This window comes from Streptomyces sp. NPDC024698 (genome assembly GCF_055559015.1).
This window is the reverse complement of record NZ_JBVHLK010000017.1, coordinates 105,592-131,848: the sequence shown is the minus strand read 5'-3', so window position 1 is coordinate 131,848 and position 26,257 is coordinate 105,592. Positions and strand designations below refer to the sequence as shown.

Below are 26,257 nucleotides of genomic sequence, written 5' to 3'. Positions count from 1 at the left end.
CAGGAGTCGTCATCATGTCCAAGGAATTCGAGGTCGCCCGCGAGTACGAGGTCGCCGTCCCGCCCGCCCGGGTGTGGGACGCGATCACCAGCGGCAGCGGCGGCTGGCTGTGGCCGATGGAGTACGAGGCGCGCGAGGGCGGGGCCGGCCCGTTCGGCAGCGTCATCACCACCTGGGACCCGCCGCACCGGCTGACCGTGCGCACCGAGGACGTCGGGTTCCCGACGCAGAGCCTCAACCAGATCGACCACACCATCGAGGCCCGCGGCGACGGCCGGAGTTCCTGGGTCCGGTACGTGCACAGCGGTATCTTCACCGACGACTGGGACAACCAGTACGACGGCGCCGACAAGCACACCGACTTCTATCTGCACACCCTGCGCGAGTACGTGACCCACTTCGCGGGCCGCCCGGTGGCCTTCGCGACCTTCAACGGACCCGGCGCGTCCACCGGCACCGACGCCTTCGCGGCCGTCGGCCGGGCCCTCGGCCTCGCGGACGGCACCGCCGCGGGCGCGCGGATCGTGGCCACGGGCCCCGGCGGCGAGGACTTCGACGCCGTGCTCGACTACCGCGACCCGTACTTCCTCGGGCTGCGCACCGACGGCGCGCTCATCCGCTTCTTCGGGCGCGGCCGCTGGGGCGCGCCGGTCGGCATGAGCATCCACGACTTCGCCCCCGACGCCGACGCCAAGGGCAACGAGACCGCCTGGAAGGGCTGGCTCGACCAGGTCTTCCCGGGCTGACCCGGACAGCGAAGAGCCCGGCCCCCCGGACGACGGGGCCGGGCTCTTCGCCTGCGGGGGACTACGGACGGAACCGCAGCACCTGCGGGTCGTGGTCACTGATCTGGTCGGAGAACTCCGAGTTGATGTGCACGCTGTCGTAGTCCAGGTCGCAGCCCTTGCGGATCGAGGGACTGACCAGGATCTGGTCGAGTACCTGGGCGTTGCCCTGGTAGTCGTACGTGTAACGCTGGTTCTTCGGCAGCGACTTGATCGCCGACCAGAGCTCGCCGTGACCCTCCAGGATCTTGGCGGTCTCGGAGAACTCGAAGTCGTTCATGTCGCCGAGCGCGATGACGTCGGCGTTCTTCTGCGTCTTCAGGATCTCGTTGACGAACGCGTTCACCAGGGTCGCCTGGGCGTGCCGCTGGACCTCGGAGCTGCGGGCCGGGGGCTGGTACTGCGCGGTCAACCCCTGGTCACCACCCTTGGAGTTGAGGTGGTTGGCGATCACGAAGACCGTCTGCCCGCGGAAGACGAACTCGCCCGCGAGCGGCTTGCGGCTGCTCTTCCAGGCGTCGTTCGCCGGGTCGATGCGGCCGGGGGACGCGGTGAGCTGCGCCTTGCCGTGCACCTTCGTGACACCGACGGCGGTCGTCGAGTCACCGCCCGCGCGGTCGGTGAACGAGACCCGCTCGGGGTTGAACAGGAAGACCTGGCGGATGTTGCCGCCGGGCTCGCCGCCGTCCAGGTCGTTGACCGGGTCGATGGAGCGCCACTGGTACGTCGGGCCGCCCGCCGCGACGATCGCGTCGATCAGCTTGTTCACCGTCTGGTCGGCGGCGACCGTGCCGTCGTCCGTCGCGCCGTTGTTGTCCTGGATCTCCTCCAGGGACACGATGTCGGGCGAGTTCAGGTTGTTCACGATCGCGGACGCGTGCGCGGCGAACGTACCGTCGCCCGGGTCCAGGTTCTCGACGTTGTACGTCGCCACGGCCAGCTCGCCGCGCGCCTGCTTGCGCGTCGTCTCGCGCTCCAGGCCGCCCTTCTGAAGGGTGCCCAGCTGGTTGGCGACCAGCGTGTAGCCGCCGAACTGGTTGTAGTCGAGCGGGCCCGCCGTGACACTGGTGAGCTTGTCGCCGACGTTCGCGGTCGGGAAGTCGGCGGTCGCGCCGAGCGACTGGATCTGTATGCGTCCCGTGTTCTGCGAGGTGTACGAGCCGTACACCGTGCCGCCGCGGCGCGTGGCGTGCTCGTGAGCCTTCACCGTGACCCACAGCTCGCTGTACTTGTCGGTGGCGGTGACCACGCGAGTGTTCGCGACCTGGACGTTCATGCCCTCGAGGGACTCGTAGTAGTCCAGGGCGTACTTCGCCGGCTCCAGGGGGAGGGCGTTGACCGAACCGGCCGCGGCGGTGTCGCCGGCCGGGGCGTAGACGTCCGGCACGGAACGGGAGTCGACGACCGTGGCGGCCGGGACGGCGTTGCCGCTGGAGACGACGGTGACCGTCGGCTTGGTGACCTCGGTGACCGACTGGTTTCCGGTCGAGACGCCACCCGGGACGTACTCGGAGACCGTGCCCGTCACCGTGACCGAGTCGCCGACGGCGACCTTGGGCGCGGAGCTGGTGAAGACGAAGACGCCCTCGCTGGTGGCGGGGTCGGCGTCCGGCGTGGGGTCCTGGTACCAGAAACCCTTGGACGAACCGTACGTCCGCACGCCGGTGACGACGCCGGGCACGTCGGTGACCTTCGTGCCCGCGAGGGGGGAGGTCCGGGTCGTGCCCTGGATGTCGTGGATGTGGACGGTGTCCGCCTGGGCCGGTGCGGTGAGCACGACGGCGGAGACGGTGGAACAGACCGCGGCGACGGTCAGCGCGCCGATGCGCGCGGTTCTCTTGCTCGGCAAGGGAATCCCTCCGGGGACGTTCATGAGCGTCGGGACGAGGGTGGACTGGTGGGGGGAGCGCGCCCTGCTTGCGGGCCAGTGACGCGCGTAGAGATGGTTCGGCCTCACGGCCGTTGAACTTCTACGCGCGTCAATCTCGTGTGTGACGAGGGGAGTTGTCAAGGTTTCGGTGGTGTACGAGACCTGTCGGACACATGAACCGGGCGGCATGGGTGGAAATCCGTCTAGGCTGAGCAGTTGGCACGGATCTCCCGGTCCGCCTCCGGGCTCTCGGGCCCGTCGGCGCCCCCGTCGGGATCCGCCGCGTGCTCCGCCCGCCTTGCCCGCCCCGCCCGCCCTGCCCGTCGTGGTTGTCCGGAGGAGAACCCAGCCGATGTCAGACAGCTCTTCCCTGCCGCCCGTGCGGCTGCATTCCGAGGCTCAGCTGGCGCGGGACGCTCTCGCCGCGCCGCTGCTCTCGCGCGCCGCCCGGCTGGCCCGTTGGGCAGGCCCCGCCACCCGCGTCGGCGCCGGGGGCGAACTCGACGAGGGACAGCTTCCCGAGGCGGCCGGCGTCCTCGGACTGTCCGGCGACGACGCGGCCGCCCTCGCCTCCGAGGCCTGGCGGGTGGCCGTCGACACCGGGCTCGTCGAGATCGTGGACGAGGAGGAGGGCACCGTCACCGCGGGCGAGGATCTCGCCCTGCTCACCTCGGGCGCCCCGCAGGACGTCCTCGGCGTCTGGCTCGGCGCGCTCGACGTCGTCCTGGCCGACGCGAGCGTGCCCGACCTCGGCGAACTCGTCGACGCCCTGGACGAGGAGGGCGAGATCGACCTGTCCGCGCTGGACTGGGACCCCGAGGCGGAGTCCGAGTTCCTCGACGGGGTGCTCGGCAACCTGTATCTGCTGACCGTCGGCGAGGACGCGCTCGGAGGGGTGTCGGTGCCGCTGCCCGCGCTCGCCGCCTCGGTGATCCTGCCCGACGACATGCAAGAGCCCACCAACGACGTCCTGGAGCAGGTCTCGGACGCCATGATGCGGCTCGACGACCAGTTCCGGCTGCTCGAGCCCATCGGACTAGTCGCCTTCCAGCCGGTCGACGAGGAGCTGATGGCGGACACCGCGGAGGAACCCGCCCCCGTCGACGACATGGACGTGTCGCGGTACGGAGTCGTGCGCCTGACGCCGCTCGGACTGTACGGACTGCGCGCCCGGCTCATCGAGGCCGGATTCACCGTCCCCGCGGTGGGCGAGCTGACCGACAAGGGCGCGGACACGCTGCTGGACGGCACCGCCGGTTTCCCGCCGACCGCCGCGCAGGCCGAGATCGAGCAGTGGCTAGCCCGGCGTGAACCACTGTCCGCCGCACAGGAGTTGCTTTCCGCGGCGCGCGGCGCCGACCCGGGTGCCCCGCTGCGCCGTCTGCACTGCCAGCAGGCCCTCGCACTCGTCGGCGCGGACGCCGAGCCCGCGCTGCGCGAGGTGCTGGACGACGCCGAACTCGGCGGTCTCGCCCGGGTCTGGCTGTCCGAGCGCGGCGCGCCCGATGTGCCTCCGCCGTCCGAGGCCATGGTCTTCTGGCTCACCATCGACACGGTGGCGGCCCAGCTCGCCGCCGAGGGGAACTCCGACGAGCTCCAGGCCCTGGTCGAGGGACTGGCCGAGCAGCACAGCGGCTTCTTCGACATGGCCTGGCGGGTCGAACACCCCGCCGCACCGGACGTCCTGGAGGCCATGGGCCGGCTGCACCCCGACAAGCGGGTGGCCAAGGAGGCCCGCAAGGCGGCGTTCAAGGCCCGGTCGCAGCAGGGAGCGTGACACGCCGGTGAGGTGACCCGGACGGGGGACGGTGACCTGGTGCGGGGCTCGGCGGCGCGGGGTGGTGCGGTGCGCGGGGTGCGGCGGGGCCCGGAGTGTCGTGTTCCGCTGCGCCGGTCGAGTGGATTCACGCAAGCGGGACCCCGGACGTCGGCGCGCGTTCAACTCGCGTTCAGACGGGGGCGACACGGTGTGGCCGCGAACCGAGATTGCCGGCCGCCCCCCACGACAGTCCGAGTCCACCGTCACAGGAGACATCACATGTCGCTCTCTCGCAGGGACTTCGCCAGGCAGTCCGCGATCACCGGTGCAGGCGTCGTCCTGATCGGCAGCGTGGGCGCGCTCGCCACCGCCCCGAACGCGCTCGCCGCCGTCGAGACGGAGACCGAGGGCGTGGGCGAGGACTCGGCGCGGGCCGGCCACGGTGGCGTCGGCTACGGCCCGCTCGTCACCGATCCCCAGGGCCTCCTCTCGCTCCCCGCCGGGTTCTCCTACCGCGTCATCACCTACAGCGGCCGTACGAAACTGGACTCGGGTGAGTTCACGCCGTCCAACCACGACGGCACCTCCACCTTCCAGGGCCCGCGCGGCGCCACCCTCCTCGTCAACAACCACGAGCTCAAGGGCCCCCGCTCCGGCTGGGCCCATCCCGTGCCGCTCACCGAGGGACTCGTCTACGACCCCGCCGCGTCCGGCGGCTGCACCGTCGTCGAGGTACGCCACGACCACGTCGCCGAGTGGGTCGGCATCGCCGGCACCTCCACCAACTGCGCGGGCGGCAACACCCCTTGGGGCACCTGGCTCACCTGCGAGGAGACCGAGGACAAGGCCGGCCAGAACGGCATGACCAAGGACCACGGCCATGTGTTCGAGGTCGACCCGCAGGACCGCCGCCGCAACAGGAACCCCAAGCCCCTGAAGGCCCTCGGCCGTTACGCCCACGAGGCCGTCGTCGTCGATCCCCGGCGTGGCCGGCTCTACCTCACCGAGGACGCCTCGGGACCCAACGGACTGCTGTACCGCTGGACGCCCCCGCAGGGCTTCGAGCACGGCCACGGACAGCTCGCCACGCTGGCCGACGACGCCGGCGCGCTCCAGGCCTTCAAGTGCTTCGACTCCGGCGGCAAGTTCGTGGACGACCTCTCCCGCGCCACCCGGATCGGCACGGTGTACGGCGTGGACTGGGTCGACGTCCCCGACCGCGACGCCAGGACCGTCTCCGTGCGCAAGCAGTTCACCGACGGCCAGGTCACCCGCGCCCGCAAGCTCGAAGGCATGTGGTGGGGCGACGGAGGTGTCTACATCGTCTCCTCCTACGCCCGCACCGAGAGCCCCGGCCAGGCCCACGACGGAGCGGTCTGGTTCTACGACCCGGGGCGCCGCACCCTGACGCTGAAGGTCCTCATCGGCGTGAACCCCGACCCGTCGGTGGACGGCGCCTTCGACGGGCCGGACAACATCACCGTCTCCCCGTACGGCGGCCTCGTCATCGCCGAGGACGGCGAGGGCGTCCAGCACCTCTTCGGCGCCACCGAGAGCGGCCGTACGTACCCGATCGCCCGCAACGAACTCAACATCGGCACCGCCGAGGCACCGGCCTACAGCGAGTTCACCGGCGTCACCTTCTCGCCCGACGGCCGCACCCTCTTCGCCAACATCCAGGAGCCGGGCATCATGCTCGCCGTCACCGGCCCCTGGAAGCGGCAGAAGCGCGGCTGAACTCCCGCCGCATTCCCCGCGGATTAATTCGCTCGCCGGGCTCGCGGCCGCCCTCCTACAGTGGTGCACGTCCAGGTGCGAAGGCAGGACCTACTTCCACTGATAATGGGGAGGTCGCGGGTTCGAGTCCCGCCATCGGCACAACGCGCCGATGTAGCTCAGAGGTGAGAGCACCTACGTCGGTTCCGCCGATCTCGATCTCTGGACACCACAACTTCACGCACCTCCCGGTGCGCGGGCCGCGGCTACTTCTCTTCCAAAGAATCCACGCCGCGGCCGACTTGATCTCGGGAGGCGCAGCTCATGGTGGGTGCCCGGTGCGAAGGCAGCGGATACTTCGGGACACGGTATGTTGCGGGTTCGAATCCCGTCATCGACTTCGGGTCGATGTGGCGGAACGGCAGACGCGCCGGGTTATAAGGACCGTCGCCATTTCCGACCTCGGGCACCCTCCAATTGCTGCGCCTCCCTCCTGAACACATATGAATTCGGGGGGAATTCACCATGGCACGCTTCAACAACAAGACGGCGAAGGCGCAGCCCGCCTCGCGCGTCACCTCCACCGGCCGTGTCCTGCGCACGCACCAGGGCGGCCTGGGCCGCGAGCGCGACGCGCGCTCCGAGCTCTTCCTGCTCGCGATCGCCAACTTCGTCTCGCAGCAGACCTTCTACGAGACCGGCCCGGCCCGCGACGACCGGTTCGCCGCGCTCGTGCGCGAGCTCGCCGTCACCGACCCGACCTGGACCGCCGGTCTGCTGGGCTGGCTGCGCGGCGAGGGAAGCCTGCGTACGGCCTCGCTCGTGGGCGCCGCCGAGTACGTGAAGGCGCGCCTCGACGCCGGCGCCACGGACGGTCCGGCCAACCGGCAGGTCGTCGCCTCCGTACTGCGCCGTCCGGACGAGCCGGGCGAGCTGCTCGCCTACTGGACCTCCCGGTTCGGCCGCAACGTGCCCAAGCCCGTCAAGCGAGGGATCGCCGACGCCGTACGACGTCTCTACGACGGCAAGTCGCTGCTCAAGTACGACACCGCGTCCAAGGGGTACCGCTTCGGCGACATCCTCAACCTCGTGCACGCGGCGCCGGACCCGGACAAGCCGTGGCAGGGCGACCTGTTCCAGTACGCCCTGGACCGGCGCCACCACCCGGACACGGCCGTCGCGCCCAAGTCGCTGCCCGTGCTCGCCGCCCATCGCGACCTGATGGCGCTGCGGCCCGCCAAGCGGCGCAAGGTCGTGACCGGCGCGCAGGGGTCGCGGCGTCTGGCCGACGCGGGAATGACGTGGGAGGCGCTGGCCGGCTGGCTCCAGGGGCCGATGGACAAGGCGGCCTGGGAGGCCGTCATCCCGTCCATGGGGACCATGGCGCTCGTCCGCAACCTGCGCAACTTCGACGAGGCCGGGGTCGGCGACGAGGTGGCGGCACGGGTCGCGGCGAAGATCAGCGACCCGGCGGAGGTCGCGCGCTCGCGGCAGTTCCCGTTCCGCTACCTCGCGGCCTACCAGCACGCGCCGTCGCTGCGCTGGTCGTACCCGCTGGAGCAGGCGCTCGGTCACTCGCTGGCCAACGTGCCCGCGCTGCCCGGGCGGACCCTGGTCCTCGTGGACCGTTCGGGCTCGATGTTCTACTCGCGACTCTCGGAGCGCTCCGAGCTCAACCGGGCCGACGCGGCGGCGATCTTCGGCACGGCGCTCGCGCTGCGGGCGGAGGACGCGGATCTCGTGGAGTTCGGCACGACCAGCGAGCGGGTGGATTTCAGCGCGGGCGAGTCCGTGCTGAAGGTCATCGGGCGGTTCGGCGACCTCGGCGGCACCAACACGACCGAGGCGGTCCGCGCGCACTACGCGAACCACGACCGGGTCCTGATCGTCACCGACGAGCAGGCCATGTACAGCCAGTACGGCGACCCGACCGAGCAGGTGCCGGCGCGTGTTCCGGTCTACACCTGGAACCTCGCCGGTCACGCGCCGGGCCACGGTCCCTCGGGGAAGGGCAACCGCCATACGTTCGGGGGGCTCTCGGACGCGGCGTTCCGGATGGTGCCGCTCCTGGAGGCGGCGCGGGACGCCGACTGGCCCTGGGCCCAGGCGGGCTGAGGCCGGGCGCGGGTCCCGTCCGGTGCGGTGCGGCTTCGGTCCGGTGGGTGGGTCGGGGCCGTGCCGGTGCATCAGCCCGTCGCCGTCGGGTGAGGGGTGACCGTCGGTGGCGACGGGCATCGAGGTACCGGCCCGTCCCCTCACGCCGGATTCCGGCTGCGGGTACGTCGCGGTTGCGGCCGTCCCGAACGATTCGGCCCCGGAAAGATTCAGCCCCTCCGGCGTTCGAGGAGCGGGGTCCGGGGCGGAGCCCCAGGTACGGGACGGGTAGGGGCGGAGGGGGCGAGGAACGGGTGGCGGCACCGGTGCCGATGCCGGACCCGCTCGCCCCCCGGCCGCAGGGGATCGCTCGCCTCGGGTCAGAGGGACTCGGCCGCCGGCTTCACCATGCCGCGGACCGTGCGGGACTTGACGAAGGTGCCGAGGGCCGTCATGTCCCACTCACCAGAGAACTGTTTGATCAGCTTGGCCATCATGACGCCCGTCTGGGCCTCGGCGTTGGTGAGGTCGAAGCGGACGAGTTCCTCGCCGCTGGCCGCGTCGATGAGACGGCAGTAGGCCTTGGCCACCTCGGTGAACTTCTGGCCCGAGAACGAGTTGACCGTGAAGACGAGGCCGGTGACCTCCTGAGGGAGTCGGCCGAGGTCGACGGTGATGACCTCGTCGTCCCCGCCGCCCTCGCCGGTGAGGTTGTCCCCGGAGTGCTTGATCGAGCCGTTCACGATGGAGAGCTTGCCGAAGTAGCAGCTGTCGATGTGGTTGCGCTGCGGTCCGTACGCGATGACCGAGGCGTCCAGGTCGATGTCCTTGCCGCGGAACGCGGGCTCCCAGCCCAGGCCCATCTGGACCCGGGACAGGAGCGGGGCGCCGCCCTTGACCAGGGACACCGTCTGGTTCTTCTGGAGGCTGACCCGGCCCTTGTCGAGGTTGATCTTGCCCGGGGCGGCGGGGGGCGCCGGGGGCACGGGCGGGACCGGGGGAGCGGCCGGTGACTGCGGGGCGGTGAGACGGGGGTCCGCGGCCGGGGGCTGCGCGACGGGGGCGGGCTGGGCTGCCGGGGCGGGTTCCTCCACGCTCACGCCGAAGTCGGTGGCGATGCCGGCCAGGCCGTTCGCGTAGCCCTGGCCGACCGCGCGAGCCTTCCAGGCGCCGCCTCGGAGGTAGACCTCGATGATCACCAGGGCCGTCTCCGTGCCCAGCCGGGGCGGGGTGAAGGTGGCCAGGACCGTGTTGTCGTCCGCGTTGCGGATCGTCGCCGTGGGTTCGATGCCCTGGAAGGACTGGCCCGCCGCGTCGGGGCTCGCCGTGACGACGATCTTCTCGATGCCCGGGGGGACCGCGGCCGTGTCGACCGTGATCGCGTCGGGGCCCGTGCCGCCGCCGGAGCGGTAGGTCACGCCGGGGCCGGCGGGCTGGTTGTAGAAGATGAAGTCGGCGTCGGAGCGCACCTTGCCGTCGGCGGTGAGCAGCAGGCTCGACACGTCGAGCCGCACCGGGGCGGTGACGTCCACCGTCACGCGGGAGACGGGGAGAGGGATGTTCGAGCCGGGCGTCATAGCTGTCATGAAGGGGGTAACGAGCGGAGGCGCTTTGCCGTTCCCTTACTCAAGGGTAGGGATGTGGGTCCGTATGGGTGGAGTCGCGGGCCCGGTCTCCCGGGGGCGGGAGCGGGGTGTGCGCGCCCGGAGGCGGCGACGAGGGCTCGCACCGGGTCCCGTGCCGGTGGTCCGGGACCCGGTGCGCGCGCTTGATCAGGGCACCACGACGATCTTGCGTCCCACCCCCGACGCGAACTGCTCCAGAGCCCGCGGGTAGTCGGCGAGGGGGAGGCGGTCGCTGATGAAGACGGACGGGTCGAGCACGCCCGCGGCGAAGAGCTCCGCGGCGCGTTCGAAGCTGTGCAGGACGGCCATCGAGCCGGTGATGGTGATCTCCTGGTTGTAGATGCGGTACGGGTCGACGGTGACCCGGGTCGCGTAGTCGGCGACACCGAACTGGAGGAAGGTGCCCGCCTTCGCCACCCGGTCCAGGCCGTCCTGGATCGCCGCCGCGTTGCCCGTGGCGTCGACGACCACGTCCCAGCCCTGCGGCCGGTCCAGCTCGTCGGGGTTCGCCGCCGCCCCGGAGACACCCAGCAGCCGGGCGGTGGCCAGCCGTTCGGGGTTCACGTCGACGACGTCCACGCTCGCCGCGCCGGTGCGCTTGGCGAGCTCCAGCATCATCAGGCCCATCGTCCCCGAACCGTAGACCAGGACGTGGGCGCCGAGCCGTGAGCGCAGCACGTCGTAGCCGCGGACGGCGCAGGAGAGCGGTTCGATCAGGGCCGCGTCCTGGGTGGCGACGTGCTCGGGGAGCTTCACGCAGTTGGCGACGGGGGCGGTCGCGTACTGCGCGGCGCCGCCCGCGGTGGTCACACCGATCGCCGCCCACCGCTCGCAGAGGTTGCCGTGGCCCGTACGGCAGTAGCGGCACTCGTGGCAGTACAGGGAGGGGTCGACGGCCACCCGGTCGCCGACCGCGAGCTCCGTGACCCGGGTGCCCACGCCGACCACCTCGCCGGCGAACTCGTGGCCCGGCACGATCGGCAGCCTGGGCGCGAACTCGCCCTGGAGGATGTGCAGATCGGTGCCGCACAGCCCGCAGGCGGCGACCTCGACCACGACCTCGCGGGGGCCCGGGGCCGGGTCGGGGACCTCGCTCACGACGGCTCGGCCCACGGACTCGATGACTGCGGCCTTCATTTGACGGCTCCGAGCGACAGGCCCTGGACCAACTTGTCCTGGGCGGCGAACCCCGCGCCGAGCACCGGCAGGGAGACGACGAGCGACGCGGCGCACACCTTCGCCAGGAACAGGCCCTGGCTGGTGATGAACCCGGTCAGGAAGACGGGGGCGGTCCCGGCGACCACACCGGTCAGGACCCGGGCGAAGAGCAGCTCGTTCCAGCTGAAGATGAAGCAGATCAGGGCCGTCGCCGCGATACCGGGGAGGGCGATCGGGGCCACGACCCTGGCCAGGACCGTGGGCAGCCGGGCGCCGTCGATCCGCGCCGCCTCGATCACCGCGACGGGGACCTCGGCGAGGAACGACTGCATCATCCACACCGCGATCGGCAGGTTCATCGAGGTGTAGAGGACGACCAGCAGCCAGATGTTGTCGAGCGTCCCGGTGTTCCTGGCGAAGAGATAGACCGGGAGGAGGCCCGCCACGACCGGCAGCATCTTCGTCGACAGGAAGAAGAACAGGACGTCCGTCCACTTCCTCACCGGCCGGATGGAGAGGGCGTACGCCGCCGGGAGGGCCAGCAGCAGGACGAGGAGGGTGGAGGTCACGGACGCGACCGTGGAGTTGACGAGCGCGGGCCAGGGGCTCGCGCCGCCGCCCGTGCCGAAGAAGTCACGGTAGCCGTCGAGGGTGAGGGCGGCGCCGAAGGCCGGCGGGTTCTTCGCCGCGTCCGGTTCGGAGTGGAAGGAGGTCAGGGCCATCCAGGCGATGGGCAGGAAGAACACGATGCCGAGCGCCCAGGCCGCCAGGCCCAGGCCGGCGCCCCTCGCACGGCGGGGGCGGGCGGGTGTCGCGGTGGCGCTCATGAGCGGGACCCTTCCTCGCGGAACAGGGACGACACCACGCGCAGGGCGAAGGTCGCGATGACGATGGAGCCGATGACCACCAGGACGCCGGCGGCGGACGCGAGGCCGTTCTCGTGGGCCTGGTAGAAGCTCTGGTACACGGTGTAGGGCAGGTTGGCGGTGCCCAGGCCGCCGGAGGTGATCGTGAAGACCGCGTCGAAGTTCTGGACGATGTAGATCGAGCCGAGCAGGGCCCCCAGTTCGAGATAGCGGCGCAGGTGGGGGAGGGTGAGATGGCGGAAGATCTGCCAGTCGCCCGCGCCGTCCACGCGGGCCGCCTCGATCTGCTGGTGGTCGCGGCTCTGGAGGCCGGCGAGCAGGATCAGCATCATGAACGGTGTCCACTGCCAGACCAGGGACGCCTCGACCGCGAGCAGCGGGGTGTTCGAGATCCAGTCGGGCTGAGGACCGCCGACGGCGTGCAACAGGCCGTTCAGCAGGCCGTATTCGGGGTTGTAGAGCACGTGTTTCCACAGCAGGGCCGCGGCGACCGGGACCACCAGGAACGGCGCGATCAGCAGGGTGCGGACGATGCCGCGGCCCCGGAACCTCCGGTCGAGGAGCAGGGCCAGGGCCAGCCCGAGGACCAGCGAGACGATGACGACGCCCGCGGTGAGCAGGATCGTCGTCCAGACGGAGTGCCGCAGGCCGGCGTCGGTCAGGACCTGCGCGTAGTTGCCGAAGCCGGTGAAGCGGCGGGCCTTCGGGTAGAGGGAGTTCCAGTCGAAGAACGAGATCACCAGCGTTGCCACGAAGGGCAGTTGGGTCACCGCGATCATGAAGATCAGGGCCGGGAGCAGGGGGCCGCGCCGGGCCCAGGCGCGGAGCCTGGCCGACGGTTGCCCGTGGGTGCGTACGGGAGGAGCGGCCACGCGGGCCGTCGTCGTGGCGGTCATCGTCCCTCGTACTCCTTGGAGATCTTCTCGGCGAGCTTCTGGGACGTGCTCAGGGCCGCGTCGACGGACTGGCGTCCGGCGATGGCCGCGCTGATCTCCTGCGAGACCTTGGTGCCGAGGTCGGTGAACTCGGGGATGCCGACGAACTGGATGCCGGGCGCGGGGCGCGGCTGGACGCCGGGGTCGCGCGGCCGGGCGTCCTCGATGGCGGCGCGGGTCATGTCCTGGAAGGCCGCGGCCTCTTTGACGTAGGCGGCGTTCGTGTACGTCGAGGCGCGTTTGCCCGCCGGGACGTTCGACCAGCCCGCGGTGTCGCCGACCAGTTGTTCGTAGCCCTTGCCGGAGGCCCAGGAGATGAACTTCCAGGCCTTGTCCGGGTTGTGCGAGGCCTTCTGGAGTCCCCAGGCCCAGGTGTAGAGCCAGCCGGAGGACGCGGTCCGCTCGACCGGAGCCGGGACGTAGCCGAGCTTCCCCCTGACCGGGGAGTCCTTGGCCTCCAGCAGTCCGGCGGCCGAGGTGGCGTCGTACCACATGGCCGTCTTGCCCTGGGTCATGTTGTTGAGGCACTCGGCGAAGCCCGACTGGGCGGCGCCGGACTCGCCGTGTTCGCGGACGAGGTCGACGTAGAAGCGGGTGGCCTTCTCGAACTCCGGTGCGTTCAGGCGTGCTTTCCAGTCCTTGTCGAACCAGGTGCCCCCGAAGGTGTTGACCACGGTGGTGAGGGGAGCCATGAGTTCGCCCCAGCCGGGGAGGCCGCGCAGACAGATGCCCTTCATACCGGGTTCGGCGCCGTCGGCCGCGGCGGCCAGTGTGCCCACCTGCTCCCAGGTGGGGTGCGCGGGCATGGTCAGGCCCTTCGCCGCGAACACGTCCTTGCGGTACATCAGGAAGGACGACTCGCCGTAGAACGGCTGTCCGTAGAGCTTTCCGTCGGCGGCGGTCAGCGACTGCCGCATGGGCCCGAGGATGTCGTGCTCGTCGAAGCCGCTGTCCTGGCGCACGTACGAGTCCATCTCGTGCAGCCAGCCGTTGCGGGCGTAGATCGGTATCTCGTAGTTGGAGAGGGTGGCGACGTCGTACTGGCCCGCCTGGTTGGCGAAGTCCTGGCTGATCTTGTCGCGGACGTCGTTCTCGGGCAGGACGGTGAAGTTCACCTTGATACCGGTCTCGCGGGTGAAGTGGGCCAGGGTGAGCTTCTGGAGCTCGACCATCTGCGGGTTGTTGACCATCAGGACGTTGATGGAGTTCCCGCCGGAGCCCGACCCGCCCGCTCCGGTCCAGCAGCCGGAGAGGAGCGGGGAGAGCAGCGTCCCTGCGGCGGCCGCTGCGATCAGCGCGCGCGGCCTCCGTCGGCTCGGGGTTCGCATGGATCACTCCTGGAGAGAGGGGAGTAAAAGGGGAGATAAGGGGTGGGGTGGGGCGTGGGGATGCCGCGGGCGGTCGCGGGAGCGGGCCGTCGGGGCGGTGGTGGGCGGTGGTGGCCTGGAGGCGGCGGACTTTCAGACGCGGATGACCTGGGGGCCGAGGAGTGAGTAGCGGTGCGCCTCGGAGGCCGGGAGCAGGGTGCTCGTGACGATCGTCTCCAGGGCGCCGATCCCGGCGAACCGGCAGAAGCTGACGGCGCCGAACTTGGTGTGCACCCCGGCGAAGACCGTGCGCCGGGAGGCCCTGATCGCCTGTGCCTTGACGTCGCTGACGGCCGGATCCGGGGTGGTGAGGCCGTGTTCGCGGGAGATGCCGTTGGCGCCGATGAACGCGAGGTCGATGACGAAACCGGCGAGCATCTTCGTCGTCCAGTGGTCGACGGTCGCGAGCGTGCCGGGGCGAACCCGGCCGCCGAGCAGCAGGACGCTGGTGTTGTCGGCCCCCGCCAGTGCCCCGGCGGTGGCGAGGGAGGCGGTCACCACCGTCAACGGCCGGTCCCTGGGCAGGGCTTCGGCGATGAGCTGCGGGGTGAACCCCTCGTCGACGAAGACGGTCTCGGCGTCACGGGCCAACTCGGCCGCCGCGGCGGCGATCCGGCGCTTCTCGGGCACATGGCTGGTGGTGCGGAAGGCGAGCGTGGTCTCGAAGCCGGCGCTCTCCACGGGATAGGCGCCGCCGTGGGTGCGGCGCACCAGTCCGTGGTCCTCCAGGGTGCGCAGATCGCGCCGTACGGTCTCCTTGGCGACGCCCAGTTCGACGGCGAGTCCGGTGACCTCGACCGAGCCCGTGCGGCGCGCGGTCCGGACGATCTCGCGCTGCCGTTCCTCCGCCGTCATGGCCGTCATCGCCGTCACCCGCTCCCTCGCGCTCCGTCGCGCACTGCCCGTTCGGACCCGGTGGGGCCCATGAGGGAAGTTCTACAGCGGGTGTCCGTCACTGACCAGGCCTGTTGCGGGCCCGATGCTGCCCGGCTGTGCCCGTTCGGCGCCGTCCGCGCCCGCGGCGGACCTGGGGCGGAGCGGGGGAGCCGGCGGAATCGGGCAGAGGCCGTGCCCGAACGCGGGGGTGGCCGGGCCCGTTCACTGCCCGACCTGCCCTTGCCCCCTGCCCGCCTTGCCCTGCCCCGCCTCGCGCCGAGCTGCCATGCCCCGCCCTGCCCGCGCCGGTGGTCGTCCGCCGCGTCAGTACGGCCAGATCGGCGGGCGCGTCGTGAAGTGCCCGCCCAGGTGGGCGTGTTCGGGGTTGTCGGGGTCCAGCTCCCCTTGTTCGGCGATCAGTTTCGCGGCGTACGGCTCGGAGTCGTCGCGGGGTGCGTAGCCAAGGGCCCGTGCGCTCGAAAGGTCCCACCACAAGCGGGTGTTGGCGGACGAGCCGTAGACGACCGAGTGCCCCACGTCCTTCGCGGTCAGGGCCGCGTGGAAGAGACGGGCGCCGTCCTCGGGGCTCATCCACACCGAGAGCATGCGCACACTGGTGGGCTCCGGGAAGCAGGACCCGATGCGCACCGAGACGGTCTCCAGGCCGTGCTTGTCCCAGTAGAGCTGTGCCAGGTCCTCGCCGAACGACTTCGACAGACCGTAGAAGGTGTCCGGACGGCGCGGGGTGTCCACGGGGATCAGGGGGTCGTCCCCCCGCGGGCGCGGGGTGAAGCCCACCGCGTGGTTGGAGGAGGCGAAGACGACCCGGCGTACGCCCTCCTCGCGCGCCGCCTCGTACAGGTTGTACGTCCCCTCGATGTTCGCCTTGAGGATCTTGTCGAAGGAGGCCTCAAGGGAGATGCCCGCGAGGTGGACGATCGCGTCGACCCCCCGCACCGCCTCGCGCAGCGCCGCCCGGTCGGCGAGGTCCGCGGTGATCGCCGCCGGTTCGCCCTCGACCGGGAGCAGGTCGAGCAGGCGCAGCTCGTGGCCGTACTCCGGCAGCAGCCCGCGCATCAGGGTGCCGAGTCCGCCGGCGGCGCCGGTGAGCAGAACGGTGCGGGGAGCGGGCATGGGGGGTCTCCTCCGTGCGGGCCGGTGCGCCAGGGCCGAGCAGTCGTATTCGTGTATCACATTCACATCCATGGACAAGCTAAGGAGCGCCGGTGTGCCACGTCAAGTGGCGCACGGAGGGGCTGAAACAGCCTTCGTGTCGCGGGTCCGTGCGCTTGACCGGCCCCGCGGCGGCGGCTTAGCGTGAGCGGGTTCATGAATATGGACATGGATCAGAAACATGCACTCGATGGGCACCTTTCAAGGGAGAGTCCGTGACGTCAGCCCCTCTCGCCGCCCGGCTGAGCATCCCCAGCGGGCCGCTCTTCTTCCCCGTCACGGCGTACGGACCCGAAGGCGGCGTCGATCCCGGTGTCTGCGGGGAGCATGTGCGGCGCGGCGTCGAGGCCGGAGCCGCGGCGGTGTTCGTGTGCTGCGGTACCGGCGAGTTCCACGCGCTCGTGCCCGAGGAGTACGAGGCGTGCGTACGGGCGGCGGTGGAGGCGGCCGGGGGGCGGGTCCCGGTGGTCGCCGGCGCCGGATACGGGACGGCCCTCGCCGTGCGCCACGCGCGTCTCGCGGAGGCCGCCGGGGCCGACGGACTGCTCGCCATGCCGCCGTATCTGGTCAACGCCGGACAGGAGGGGCTGCTCCGGCACTACCGCGACATCGCCGCCGCCACCTCCCTGGACGTCATCGTCTACCAGCGCGACAACGCGGTCTTCACCCCCGCGAGCGTGGTCGAACTCGCCCGTACCGAGGGGATCATCGGCTTCAAGGACGGGCTCGGCGACCTGGACCTGATGCAGCGGATCGTCAGCGCCGTACGGAGCGAGACGCCCGGCGGCTTCCTCTACTTCAACGGCCTGCCGACGGCCGAACTGACCGGGCTCGCCTACCGGGGGCTGGGGATCACGCTCTACTCCTCCGCGGTCTTCTGCTTCGCCCCCGAGGTCGCGCTGGCCTTCCACCGGGCCCTGGGCACGGGGGACGACGCCACGGTGAACCGGCTGCTGGACGGCTTCTACCGGCCCTTCGCCGATCTGCGGGCGCGGGGACACGGCTACGCGGTCGCCCTCGTCAAGGCGGGTGTCCGGCTGCGCGGACTGGACGTCGGCGAGGTCAGGTCCCCGCTGAGCGAACCGGCAGAGAACCACGTCAAACAGCTCGCGCAGCTGATCGACCGCGGGTACGCGCTCATCGAGGAGGGCCGGTGAAGGCGTCCGCGTTCCTCTATCCCTGGGACGTCGAAGGGGATCCGGGGGCCGCCGCCAGGACCGCCGCCCTCGGCGTCCGCCAGGTGACTCTCGCGTCCGCCTACCACTCCACGCGCGCGCTGACCCCCCGCCACCCCCGGCACCGGATCGTCACGGCCGCGCACGCCGCCGTGCTGTATCCGGTGGACGAGGCGCGGTGGCGGGGCCGGGCCCTTCGCCCGTACCCGGCCGGTGACTGGGCTCCCGGTGACGCGTACGGAGAGGCCGCCGCCGCGCTCGCCGGCGCGGGCCTCGACGTCCACACCTGGGTGGTGCTCGCGCACAACTCCCGTATGGGCGAGGACCATCCGGCGACCTCGGTCGTCAACGCCCACGGCGACCGCTACCCCTGGGCCCCCTGCGTCGCCCAGCCCGCCACCCGCGCCTATCTGGCCGACCTCGCGGCGGAGGCGGCGGTACGGCCCGGCGCGGCGGGCACGGAACTGGAGTCGCTCGGCTGGTACGGGCTCGCCCATCTGCACGCCCACGACAAGACCGGCGGGGTGGCGCTCGGGGACGCCGGTCAGTATCTGATGTCCCTCTGCTTCTGCGCCTCGTGCGCGGACGGCTACGGCCGACAGGGCCTCGACGCCGAGGAGTTGGCGTCCTTCGTGCGTGCGGCGCTGGAGCCGGTGTGGCGGGGGGAGCCGTCCGGCGGGGGCTGGGCCGGAGTGGAGAAGCTCCTCGGCGCGGGGACCGCTGCGGCCACCCGTGTCTGGCGCGAGCAGGTGGCCCGTTCGCTCCAGGAGGAGACGGTCTCGGCGGTCCGCTCCGCCGCGCCGGACGGGTTCCAGGTCCTGCTGCACGCCGACCCCGTCTCCTTCCACTGCGGCGCCAACGCCGGGGTGGATCCCGGGCACATCCTGTCCGTGGCCGACGGCGTGGTCGTGCCGTGCACGGGAGGCGCGGGACTGCTGACACCGTTCGCGGAGGCGATGCGGACGGGCGCGCGGAGCGGGGTCCTGGCCGCCAACCTCACCGTGGTGTCCGGGATGGGAGGCCGGCCGGAGGCGCTGGCGGCCGACGCGGCCCGCGCAGCCGAGCTCGGGGCGACCGAACTGCGGCTGTATCACGCGGGGTTGGCCTCGGACGCCGATCTGGAGGCCGTGCGGCGGGCGTTGGCGGAGCTGGGGTAGGGCCCCGCCGCGTCTTCAGCCGGCCACCGTCCGGGCGGTGATGTCGCCCTGAGTGGTGGTGGCGTGGATGGTCAGGCCGGGAGTGCCGGTGTTCTTGAGGGTGTTGCTGATCCGGCCCTGGGTGGTGCCGGCGTCCAGGGCGGCGGAGACGCCGGGGGCGGCGCCGACGGTGATGTCGCCCATCAGGGTGCTCAGCGTGAGGGTTCCGCGGGCGGCCTCGCCGATCGTCAGGTCGCCCTTCTGGGTGCTGATCTCGGCCGGGCCGTTCAGACGGCCGATCGTGATGTCCGCGTCCAGACCGGTCAGGCGCACGGTGTCGGCCTCGTCGAGCTCGACCGAGCGGTGGCCGCCCTCGAAGGTGACGTCGCCGAGCCGCCCCACACCCCGGAGCTCGGCGGCGGCCGCCTTCGCCTCCACACGGGAACCGGACGGCACCCGCACGGTCACCTCGACGGACCCCGAAGACCCGAGGCCCCGGTTCCTGGCCCCGGGGATCTCGACGCGCAGGACACCGTCCCCGTAGGAGACCTCGGTCTGCTCCGCCGCCTTCACGTCCCGGCCCTTGGAGGCGTCCGCGGGCAGGACCTCGACGGTGGTGTCCGTGCGGTCGGCGGCGACGAACCGGATGAGTCCCGCGGGGATGTCGACGATCGCGGAGACGGGGGCGGGGGTGTCGAACTTCTGCATGATGCTCTCCTTGGTCTGCTTCACCTGCGGTGTCGTGCTGCTTTCTGATAGTGGAAACGCTACGTTGCGTTCATGGATCGGACAACATACTTGTTGCGCAATGCTGTAGTTATCGCAGGTGAAAGCCAAGAATTCATTGCAATGGTCTTGAATCGAATGCAATACTCTTTACCGGGGGTGTTGCAATGAATGAAGGTGAACGCACTGAGGGGCGCCCCGGACCGGTCCGGGGCGCCCCTCAGTGGATCCGCTCGGTCCTTCAGTTCTTCAGCAGCGCGCAGACGAAGTTCTCCTCGACCTTGCGCAGCTCTTGGAGCAGCTCGGGCTTGTTCGTCTTGTTCACCTGGGTGGTGAGCGAGAAGGTCAGTGAACGCCGGCCGTCCGGTGTGGCCGCGATCAGCTGGGTGTAGCCGGGGAAGTTCCCGGTGTGGCCGAGGACCACTCCGCAGCGGGTGGAGTAGCGGAAGATCGCCGCCCCCGCCTTGTTCGCGCCGGGGCCGGCGGGCTCCGAGGCCCCGTCGATCCACCGGCGCTGCTCGCGCAGGGTCGCCTTGGAGATCAGGGCCCCGCCCGCGTACCCGCGGATGAAGCGGGTCAGGTCCGCCGGGGTCGAGATGATGCCCCCCGAAGCCCACACGCCCGACGCGCTCAGCGCCTCGCTGACGTCCTCCGGGGGATTCGGCGGCGTGACGTCGTACCCGTGCATGTAGGGCCGCGGCATCTCGTAGCCCTGCGGGAGGCTCGTGTCGCGCAGGCCGAGCGGCCGGTAGACGAGCCCGCGCAGCAACTGCTCGTAGCGCACGCCGGTCACCGCCTCCGCCATCAGCGCGACCGCGATGTTGTCCGAGTTCGAGTACTGGTACCGCGACCCCGGCGGGAACAGCAGCGGATCACCGGCCACGTAGTCGAGCAGCCGGCGCGAGTCGAAGTGGTGGTGCGGATCGGCGGTGAGGACCTTGATGAACTCGGGGTCCTGCGAGTAGTCGGGCAGCCCGCTGGTGTGGTTCAGCAGCTGGCGCAGCGTCACGGCGTGCCACTGCCGGGGCAGGGACGGCAGCCGGCGGCCGATGGTGTCGTCGAGGGAGAGAGCGCGCCGGTCCACCAGGCGCAGCGCCACGGCACCGCTGAACGCCTTGGCGGTGCTTGCGATCCGCGTGTGGTCGTCCGGCTCGATCGGGCGGGCGCCGCCGAGCTCGGCGACTCCGGCGCGCACGACTCGGGACCGGCCCTCGCGGGTGAGGACCGCGATGACACCGGGCGGGCCGCCGGGACTGCGCACCAGCTCTTCGAGCTGCCTGCGCAGAGCGCTGTCGCGGTCACGGTCAGCGGAGCCGGAGCCGGAGCCCGAGCCGGGACCGGAACCAGGTCCTGAGCCGGTGGCGGAACCGGCGTCGGCCGGTCCGGCCATGGCTCCGGTCAGACAGGCGGCGGCCAGCAGGGCGCCGAGGGACGAGCGCAGCCGGGGGCGGCGGGGCAGGGGCATGAGGGTCTCCCGAGTCGGGCGGGGCCTGGGCACGCCCAGCTTCGGCCCCGGGTGATCGTCCCGCCTGCGCCGCTGCTGCATACGGAGGAGCGGGTGACCGGGCGTTGGGCCGTCCGGCTGTCCCGGCGCGGGAGCACGGCCCGGGCGACCGATGAGTTTCCTGGGGCACCCGGGTCTACCTCTTGGGAGTGCGCCCACGGCTCTGATCGGAGTGCACCTACGGCTCTCGAGGGAGTGCGCCCGCAGGCTCGCCCTACCGGCTCGCCGTGCGGGCGCCGCCCCTCGCGGGCTCCCCTGATGGGGACACGAAGAAGGACACGCGTTCTGAGGAGAATCGGATGACCGGCAAGACCTTCGATTTCGGGCCGCAGGCCCTCGTCGTGGCGCGCCTCGTGGAGGGTGTCACGGACGCACAGCTCGACGGGGTGACGCCCTGTCCCCGGTACGCGGTGCACAACCTGCTCGGGCACCTGGCCGGACTGGCCGTCGCCTTCCGCGACGCCGCGCGCAAGGACCTGGGTCCCACGACCGACACCAGCCCCACCGCCGGGGTGCCCGACATCGAGCCGGGCTGGCGCGAGTCCCTGCCGAAGGCGCTCGACGAACTCGCCGACGCCTGGCGGGACCCGGCCGCCTGGACGGGGACGACCCGGGCCGGGGGAGTGGACCTGCCGGCCGAGGTCGCCGCGGCCGTCGCCGCCGACGAACTGGTGGTGCACGGCTGGGACCTCGCGCGGGCCACCGGACAGGCCTACGCCCCCGACGACACCGTCCTCCAGGTGACGCACGGGTTCCTCGCGGGCGTGGCCGACGACCCGACCCGCCTCGGGGGCATCTTCGGGCCCGTCGTCCCGGTGCCCGACGACGCGCCGCTCCTCGACCGGGTGATCGGCCTCAGCGGCCGCGACCCGGGCTGGAAGCCGTAGCGCGGGAGCCGCTCGCACCGAAGGCTCCAGCCGAGAAGCCGAGAAGCCGAGAAGCCGAGAAGCCGAGAAGGCGACATGACGACGTGTCATCCCGGCTGAGAGGCCATCCAGGCCGAGCAGCCGACATGGCGAGGTGTCACGGGCCGCCCGTCGAACGGGCGGCCCGTCCTCCTCCACACCTCCCTGTGCCGGAACCGTTGACGAATCACGGTCACGCTCCTACCTTCGACGCGTCGTACTTCGTATGTCATATATGAGACGCGCTACGCGAGAGGCCCGGGGATTCTCGTCCGTGACCGGTGCCCGGCTCCCGTGATCCGCGCCCTGAGACCGGAGAGGCGCGCATGACGTCTGTGCCCATCCCGATCCCCTCCCGCACCCAGGTCGTGCTCGAAGGGATCAGACACCGCATCCTCAGCGGGCAGTTGACCCCGGGACAGGCCCTGGTGGAGACCGAGCTCGCCGCGCACTTCGGGGTGTCGAAGACCCCGGTGCGCGAGGCGCTCAAGACCCTGGCCGGCACCGGACTCGTCGTGATGAACCAGTTCAAGGGCGTCACGGTCCGCGGGGTGGACGCGGAGATGGCGCGCGAGGTGTACGACGTACGGCTGCTCCTCGAACCCGAGGCGCTGCGACGGGCGGTGCGCCGAAAAGCCTCCCTCGACGCCGCCCGCGACGCGCTCACCCGTGCCGACGCGGCCGCCGACACCGCCGAACGGTCCCTGGCCAACCGGGAGTTCCACCGGGCCCTGTACGCGCCCTGCGGAAACCCGCTGCTCGGCCGGATGCTCGACGAGCTGCGCGACCAGGCGGCCCTCGTCTCCGCCGCCGCCTGGGCCCTCGACCCCTCCTGGGAGCGGGAGGCGGGCGAGCACAGGGAGATCCTGCGCCTCGCCCTCGAAGGCGACGCCGACGGCGCGGCCGCGGAACTGCACGCGCACATCGCCTCGTTCGTGCGACGGGCCTTCCCCCAGGGCCAGGAGAAGGGCGGACGGGAATGACGGCGACGTTCGCGGCCCGGCGGGCGGCACTCGCCGAGGTGGTGGCGATCCCGGTGACCCCGTTCGCCGAGGACGGCACGATCGACCGGGACACCCACCGGGCCCTGCTGCGCCGGCTGATCGACGGTGGCGTCCACACCCTCACCCCCAACGGCAACACCGGTGAGTTCTACACCCTCACACCCGAAGAACGCCGTACCGTCGTCGAGTTGACCGTGGAGGAGGCCGCCGGCCGCGCGGCCGTCCTCGTCGGCGTCGGGCACGACGTGCCGACGGCCGTTGCCTCCGCACGGCACGCCCGCGCCCTCGGCGCGCCGATGGTGATGGTCCATCAGCCCGTGCACCCCTACGTCTCACCGGGCGGCTGGGTCGACTACCACCGGGCGATCGCCGCCTCCGTACCGGAGTTGGGCGTCGTGCCCTACATCCGCGATCCGGCGCTCGCCGGCGCCCGGCTCGCCGAACTCGCGGACACCTGCCCGAACGTCATCGGCGTGAAGTACGCGGTCCCCGACGCGGCGCGCTTCGCGTCCTTCGCACGGGACGCGGGCCTCGACCGGTTCGTCTGGGTGGCCGGACTCGCCGAGCCGTACGCCCCCTCGTACTTCTCGGCGGGCGCCACCGGATTCACCTCGGGCCTGGTGAACGTCGCCCCGGCCGTCTCGCTGAACATGATCGAGGAGCTGCGCCGCGGCGACTACCCGGCCGCGATGAAGGTCTGGGAGCGGATCCGGCGCTTCGAGGAGCTGCGCGCCGCCGACGCCTCGGCGAACAACGTCGCCGTCGTCAAGGAAGCCCTGGCCTCGCTCGGTCTGTGCCGCCGTGATGTGCGCCCGCCCGGCGGTCCGCTGCCCGCGAGCCGACGGGCGGAGATCGCCGCCCTGGTCGCCGGATGGCCCCGGTGAAGCGGCCGGAGGAGCTCAGAAGCCATCAGTGGTACGGCACCGACGGGCTCCGCTCGTTCAGCCACCGGGCCAGGACCCGGCAGCTCGGCTATCTCCCCGAGGAGCACCTGGGCAAGCCGGTCGTCGCGATCCTCAACACCTGGTCCGACATCAACCCCTGCCATGCGCACCTGCGTGACCGGGCCCAGGCCGTCAAGAGGGGCGTGTGGCAGGCCGGCGGATTCCCGCTGGAATTCCCCGTGTCCACGCTGAGCGAGACCTTCCAGAAGCCGACCCCGATGCTCTACCGCAATCTGCTCGCGATGGAGACCGAGGAGCTGCTGCGCTCCTACCCGGTGGACGGGGCCGTGCTGATGGGCGGCTGCGACAAGACCACACCCGCGCTGCTCATGGGCGCGGCCTCGGTCGATCTGCCGACCGTGTTCGTGCCCGCGGGACCGATGCTCCCGGGCCACTGGCGCGGCGAAGTCCTCGGCTCCGGAACCGACATGTGGAAATACTGGGACGACAGGCGCGCGGGCCTCATCGGCGACTGTGAGATGACCGAGCTGGAGAGCGGGCTCGCCCGGTCGCCGGGACACTGCATGACGATGGGGACCGCGTCCACGCTGACGGCCGCGGCGGAGGCGCTCGGCGTCACCGTTCCCGGCGCGTCGAGCATCCCCGCCGTCGACTCCGGACACGACCGGATGGCGGCCGCTGCCGGGCTCCGGATCGTCGAACTCGTCCACCGGGACCGGCGGTTGTCCGGCATCCTGACCGCCGACGCCTTCCGGGACGCGGTCACGACCGTGCTCGGCATCGGCGGCTCGACCAACGCCGTGATCCATCTGATCGCCATGGCCGGACGGGCCGGGGTCACCCTCACCCTGGACGACTTCGACACGATCGCCCGGACCGTGCCGGTGCTCGCCAACGTCCGTCCCGGCGGCCGGACCCACCTCATGGAGGACTTCCACTTCGCCGGCGGGCTGCCCGGCTTCCTGTCGCGGATCACCGATCTGCTCCACCTGGACCGGCCCACGGTGTCGTACGACAGCATGCGCGAGCAGCTGGCCGGTGCGCGGGTGCACGACGACGACGTCATCCGCACCCGGGACAACCCGGTCGCGGCCGAGGGCGGAGTGGCCGTCCTGCGCGGCAACCTCTGTCCCGACGGCGCCGTCATCAAGCACATCGCCGCCGAACCGCGCCTGCTCAGGCACACCGGCCCCGCGGTCGTCTTCGACGACTACCGCACGATGCAGCGCACCATCGACGACCCGGCGCTCGGCATCACCGAGGACAGCGTCCTCGTGCTGCGGGGCTCCGGCCCCAAGGGCGGCCCCGGCATGCCCGAGTACGGCATGCTGCCCATCCCCGGCCATCTGCTGAAGCGGGGAGTCCGGGACATGGTGCGGATCTCCGACGCCCGGATGAGCGGCACGAGTTACGGCACCTGCGTGCTGCACGTGGCACCCGAGTCGCATGTCGGCGGCCCGCTCGCCCTCGTACGGAGCGGGGACCGGATCACCCTCGACGTCGGGGCGAGGTCGCTCCACCTCCACGTGGACGAGACGGAGCTGGAACGCCGACGGGCCGCGTGGACCCCGCCGCCCGCGCGGTACGAACGCGGGTACGGCGCGCTCTACAACGAGCAGATCACCCAGGCCGACACCGGCTGCGACTTCGCGTTCCTGGCCCGGCCGGGAAAGGTGCCGGACCCGTACGCGGGCTGAGATCCCCCGCGCCCCGTGCGGGCCGTGACGGTGTGAACCGGCCCCCGCCGTACGGGTCGTGGGGCTCAAGTCGGCCGAAAAGTATGTATCGATCGGGCAAAGGGCCTCGCGCAGCAGGGTGTTACGCGCGTAGAAAATCTGTCATGCATAAGCCACTCCGCATCGCGGCCGTCACCGCAGCCTGTGCCGTCGCCGGTGCCGCCCTGTACGGCACCGGTGTCGCCACCGCCGGTCAGTCGACCGCGAACTCGACGCACGAGCCTTACAACATCGGCGTTCTCGTGAAGGACATCGACACCTACTACGGCACCACCGCCGACAGCAACGGTGTCTACCAGGCGTCCCCCGACAGCCAGTACGCCAAGGACCTGGCCCGCCTCGACGCGGCCGCGAAGCGGCACATCGACCAGGCGGCCCGCAAGGCCCACCACCGGCACGAGAAGGCCGCGGTCGTCTTCGACATCGACGACACGCTGCTGCTCTCGCTCGACTACGAGAAGAAGACCAACTACACCTACAACTCGGCCTCCTGGGCCGCGTACGTCGCCCAGGCGGACCGTCCGGCCGTCTTCGGCAGTCCCGACCTCGTCAACTACGCCGCTTCCAAGGGCGTCGAGGTGTTCTACAACTCGGGCCTGAAGGAGTCGCAGCGCGTCTCCGCGGTCGACAACCTGAAGAAGATCGGCGTCGACGTCAACCTCGACTCCGCGCACATGTTCCTCAAGGACGCGGCCAACCCGCCCGCCTACCTGAGCGGCTGCGCCACCGCGGCCGCCTGGAACTGCACGACCGTGCAGTACAAGGCCGGCACCCGCCAGCACATCGAGTCCCTCGGGTACGACATCGTCGCCAACTTCGGCGACCAGTACTCGGACCTCGACGGCGGCTACGCCGACAAGACCTACAAGCTGCCGAACCCCACGTACTTCGTGAGCTGACGCGCCCCCATGGTCGAACGCCCCCGCCGGTCGTCACCGGCGG

21 protein-coding genes and 1 tRNA gene are annotated in these 26,257 nt (G+C 71.3%); 12 read left to right on the top strand and 10 right to left on the bottom strand.

From position 1 onward, the window contains the following. Positions 1–14 precede the first annotated feature (14 nt). Positions 15–746, top strand: a complete 732-nt coding sequence (locus ACZ4AA_RS29325; RefSeq protein ID WP_467609410.1) for an SRPBCC family protein — start codon at positions 15–17, stop codon at positions 744–746. Positions 747–807: 61 nt separating this feature from the next. Here the strand turns inward: ACZ4AA_RS29325 and ACZ4AA_RS29320 are convergent, their stop codons facing one another. Continuing rightward, on the bottom strand, positions 808–2,634 hold the full coding sequence (locus tag ACZ4AA_RS29320; protein ID WP_467609408.1) for an endonuclease/exonuclease/phosphatase family protein: 1,827 nt from the start codon (positions 2,632–2,634) through the stop codon (positions 808–810). Between the two features lie 373 nt (positions 2,635–3,007). On the opposite strand from ACZ4AA_RS29320, the gene ACZ4AA_RS29315 reads away from it, so the two are divergent. From ACZ4AA_RS29315 to ACZ4AA_RS29300, 4 genes are all read left to right on the top strand, one after another. After that, positions 3,008–4,432 (top strand): hypothetical protein, encoded by a 1,425-nt coding sequence (locus ACZ4AA_RS29315; protein WP_467609406.1) that lies wholly within the window; start codon positions 3,008–3,010, stop codon positions 4,430–4,432. Between the two features lie 261 nt (positions 4,433–4,693). Continuing rightward, positions 4,694–6,151: an alkaline phosphatase PhoX gene (locus ACZ4AA_RS29310; RefSeq protein WP_467609404.1), complete on the top strand. Its 1,458-nt coding sequence runs from the start codon at positions 4,694–4,696 to the stop codon at positions 6,149–6,151. Positions 6,152–6,219: 68 nt separating this feature from the next. Beyond that, positions 6,220–6,289: transfer RNA gene (locus ACZ4AA_RS29305), tRNA-Ile, on the top strand. Between the two features lie 366 nt (positions 6,290–6,655). Beyond that, positions 6,656–8,245, top strand: coding sequence for a vWA domain-containing protein (locus ACZ4AA_RS29300; RefSeq protein ID WP_467609402.1), 1,590 nt, complete (start codon positions 6,656–6,658; stop codon positions 8,243–8,245). Positions 8,246–8,604: 359 nt separating this feature from the next. Here the strand turns inward: ACZ4AA_RS29300 and ACZ4AA_RS29295 are convergent, their stop codons facing one another. The 7 genes from ACZ4AA_RS29295 to ACZ4AA_RS29265 form a co-directional block, all read right to left on the bottom strand. After that, positions 8,605–9,801 carry a TerD family protein gene (locus ACZ4AA_RS29295; RefSeq protein WP_467609480.1) on the bottom strand — a complete coding sequence of 399 codons (1,197 nt, stop codon included), beginning with the start codon at positions 9,799–9,801 and terminating at the stop codon, positions 8,605–8,607. A 195-nt stretch (positions 9,802–9,996) separates the two neighbouring features. Then, positions 9,997–10,986, bottom strand: coding sequence for a zinc-dependent alcohol dehydrogenase family protein (locus ACZ4AA_RS29290; RefSeq protein WP_467609400.1), 990 nt, complete (start codon positions 10,984–10,986; stop codon positions 9,997–9,999). Further along, complete coding sequence (locus ACZ4AA_RS29285; protein WP_467609398.1) at positions 10,983–11,834, bottom strand: carbohydrate ABC transporter permease; 852 nt, start codon at positions 11,832–11,834, stop codon at positions 10,983–10,985. Before ACZ4AA_RS29285 ends, ACZ4AA_RS29290 begins: the two co-directional genes overlap by 4 nt. Beyond that, positions 11,831–12,769: a carbohydrate ABC transporter permease gene (locus tag ACZ4AA_RS29280; RefSeq protein ID WP_467609396.1), complete on the bottom strand. Its 939-nt coding sequence runs from the start codon at positions 12,767–12,769 to the stop codon at positions 11,831–11,833. Before ACZ4AA_RS29280 ends, ACZ4AA_RS29285 begins: the two co-directional genes overlap by 4 nt. Then, the gene (locus ACZ4AA_RS29275) at positions 12,766–14,136 is read right to left on the bottom strand and encodes an ABC transporter substrate-binding protein (RefSeq protein WP_467609394.1); all 1,371 of its coding nucleotides are present in this window, start codon (positions 14,134–14,136) and stop codon (positions 12,766–12,768) included. The genes ACZ4AA_RS29280 and ACZ4AA_RS29275 overlap by 4 nt, the downstream gene beginning before the upstream one ends. Positions 14,137–14,268: 132 nt before the next feature. Next, positions 14,269–15,039, bottom strand: coding sequence for a DeoR/GlpR family DNA-binding transcription regulator (locus tag ACZ4AA_RS29270; RefSeq protein WP_467609391.1), 771 nt, complete (start codon positions 15,037–15,039; stop codon positions 14,269–14,271). Between the two features lie 336 nt (positions 15,040–15,375). Continuing rightward, positions 15,376–16,185 (bottom strand): NAD-dependent epimerase/dehydratase family protein, encoded by an 810-nt coding sequence (locus tag ACZ4AA_RS29265; RefSeq protein ID WP_467609387.1) that lies wholly within the window; start codon positions 16,183–16,185, stop codon positions 15,376–15,378. A 254-nt stretch (positions 16,186–16,439) separates the two neighbouring features. Between ACZ4AA_RS29265 and ACZ4AA_RS29260 the strand changes: the two genes are divergently transcribed. Continuing rightward, on the top strand, positions 16,440–17,381 hold the full coding sequence (locus tag ACZ4AA_RS29260; RefSeq protein WP_467609383.1) for a 5-dehydro-4-deoxyglucarate dehydratase: 942 nt from the start codon (positions 16,440–16,442) through the stop codon (positions 17,379–17,381). Next, positions 17,378–18,556: a hypothetical protein gene (locus tag ACZ4AA_RS29255; protein ID WP_467609380.1), complete on the top strand. Its 1,179-nt coding sequence runs from the start codon at positions 17,378–17,380 to the stop codon at positions 18,554–18,556. The genes ACZ4AA_RS29260 and ACZ4AA_RS29255 overlap by 4 nt, the downstream gene beginning before the upstream one ends. 15 nt (positions 18,557–18,571) lie before the next feature. Here ACZ4AA_RS29255 and ACZ4AA_RS29250 read toward each other — a convergent pair whose 3' ends face one another. Both ACZ4AA_RS29250 and ACZ4AA_RS29245 read right to left on the bottom strand, forming a co-directional pair. Continuing rightward, complete coding sequence (locus ACZ4AA_RS29250) at positions 18,572–19,243, bottom strand: DUF4097 family beta strand repeat-containing protein (RefSeq protein WP_467609378.1); 672 nt, start codon at positions 19,241–19,243, stop codon at positions 18,572–18,574. Positions 19,244–19,502: 259 nt separating this feature from the next. Continuing rightward, positions 19,503–20,726 (bottom strand): serine hydrolase domain-containing protein, encoded by a 1,224-nt coding sequence (locus ACZ4AA_RS29245; protein ID WP_467609376.1) that lies wholly within the window; start codon positions 20,724–20,726, stop codon positions 19,503–19,505. Between the two features lie 338 nt (positions 20,727–21,064). Between ACZ4AA_RS29245 and ACZ4AA_RS29240 the strand changes: the two genes are divergently transcribed. The 5 genes from ACZ4AA_RS29240 (at position 21,065) to ACZ4AA_RS29220 (ending at position 26,214) form a co-directional block, all read left to right on the top strand. Then, entirely contained in the window at positions 21,065–21,652 is a 588-nt protein-coding gene (locus ACZ4AA_RS29240; RefSeq protein WP_467609374.1) for a TIGR03086 family metal-binding protein, read from the top strand. A gap of 344 nt (positions 21,653–21,996) precedes the next feature. Beyond that, positions 21,997–22,653 (top strand): GntR family transcriptional regulator, encoded by a 657-nt coding sequence (locus ACZ4AA_RS29235; protein WP_467609371.1) that lies wholly within the window; start codon positions 21,997–21,999, stop codon positions 22,651–22,653. Continuing rightward, entirely contained in the window at positions 22,650–23,558 is a 909-nt protein-coding gene (locus tag ACZ4AA_RS29230) for a dihydrodipicolinate synthase family protein (protein WP_467609369.1), read from the top strand. Before ACZ4AA_RS29235 ends, ACZ4AA_RS29230 begins: the two co-directional genes overlap by 4 nt. Next, complete coding sequence (gene araD, locus ACZ4AA_RS29225; RefSeq protein WP_467609367.1) at positions 23,546–25,276, top strand: L-arabinonate dehydratase; 1,731 nt, start codon at positions 23,546–23,548, stop codon at positions 25,274–25,276. The genes ACZ4AA_RS29230 and araD overlap by 13 nt, the downstream gene beginning before the upstream one ends. A gap of 143 nt (positions 25,277–25,419) precedes the next feature. Then, entirely contained in the window at positions 25,420–26,214 is a 795-nt protein-coding gene (locus ACZ4AA_RS29220) for an HAD family acid phosphatase (protein WP_467609365.1), read from the top strand. The last annotated feature ends 43 nt before the right edge of the window (positions 26,215–26,257 follow it).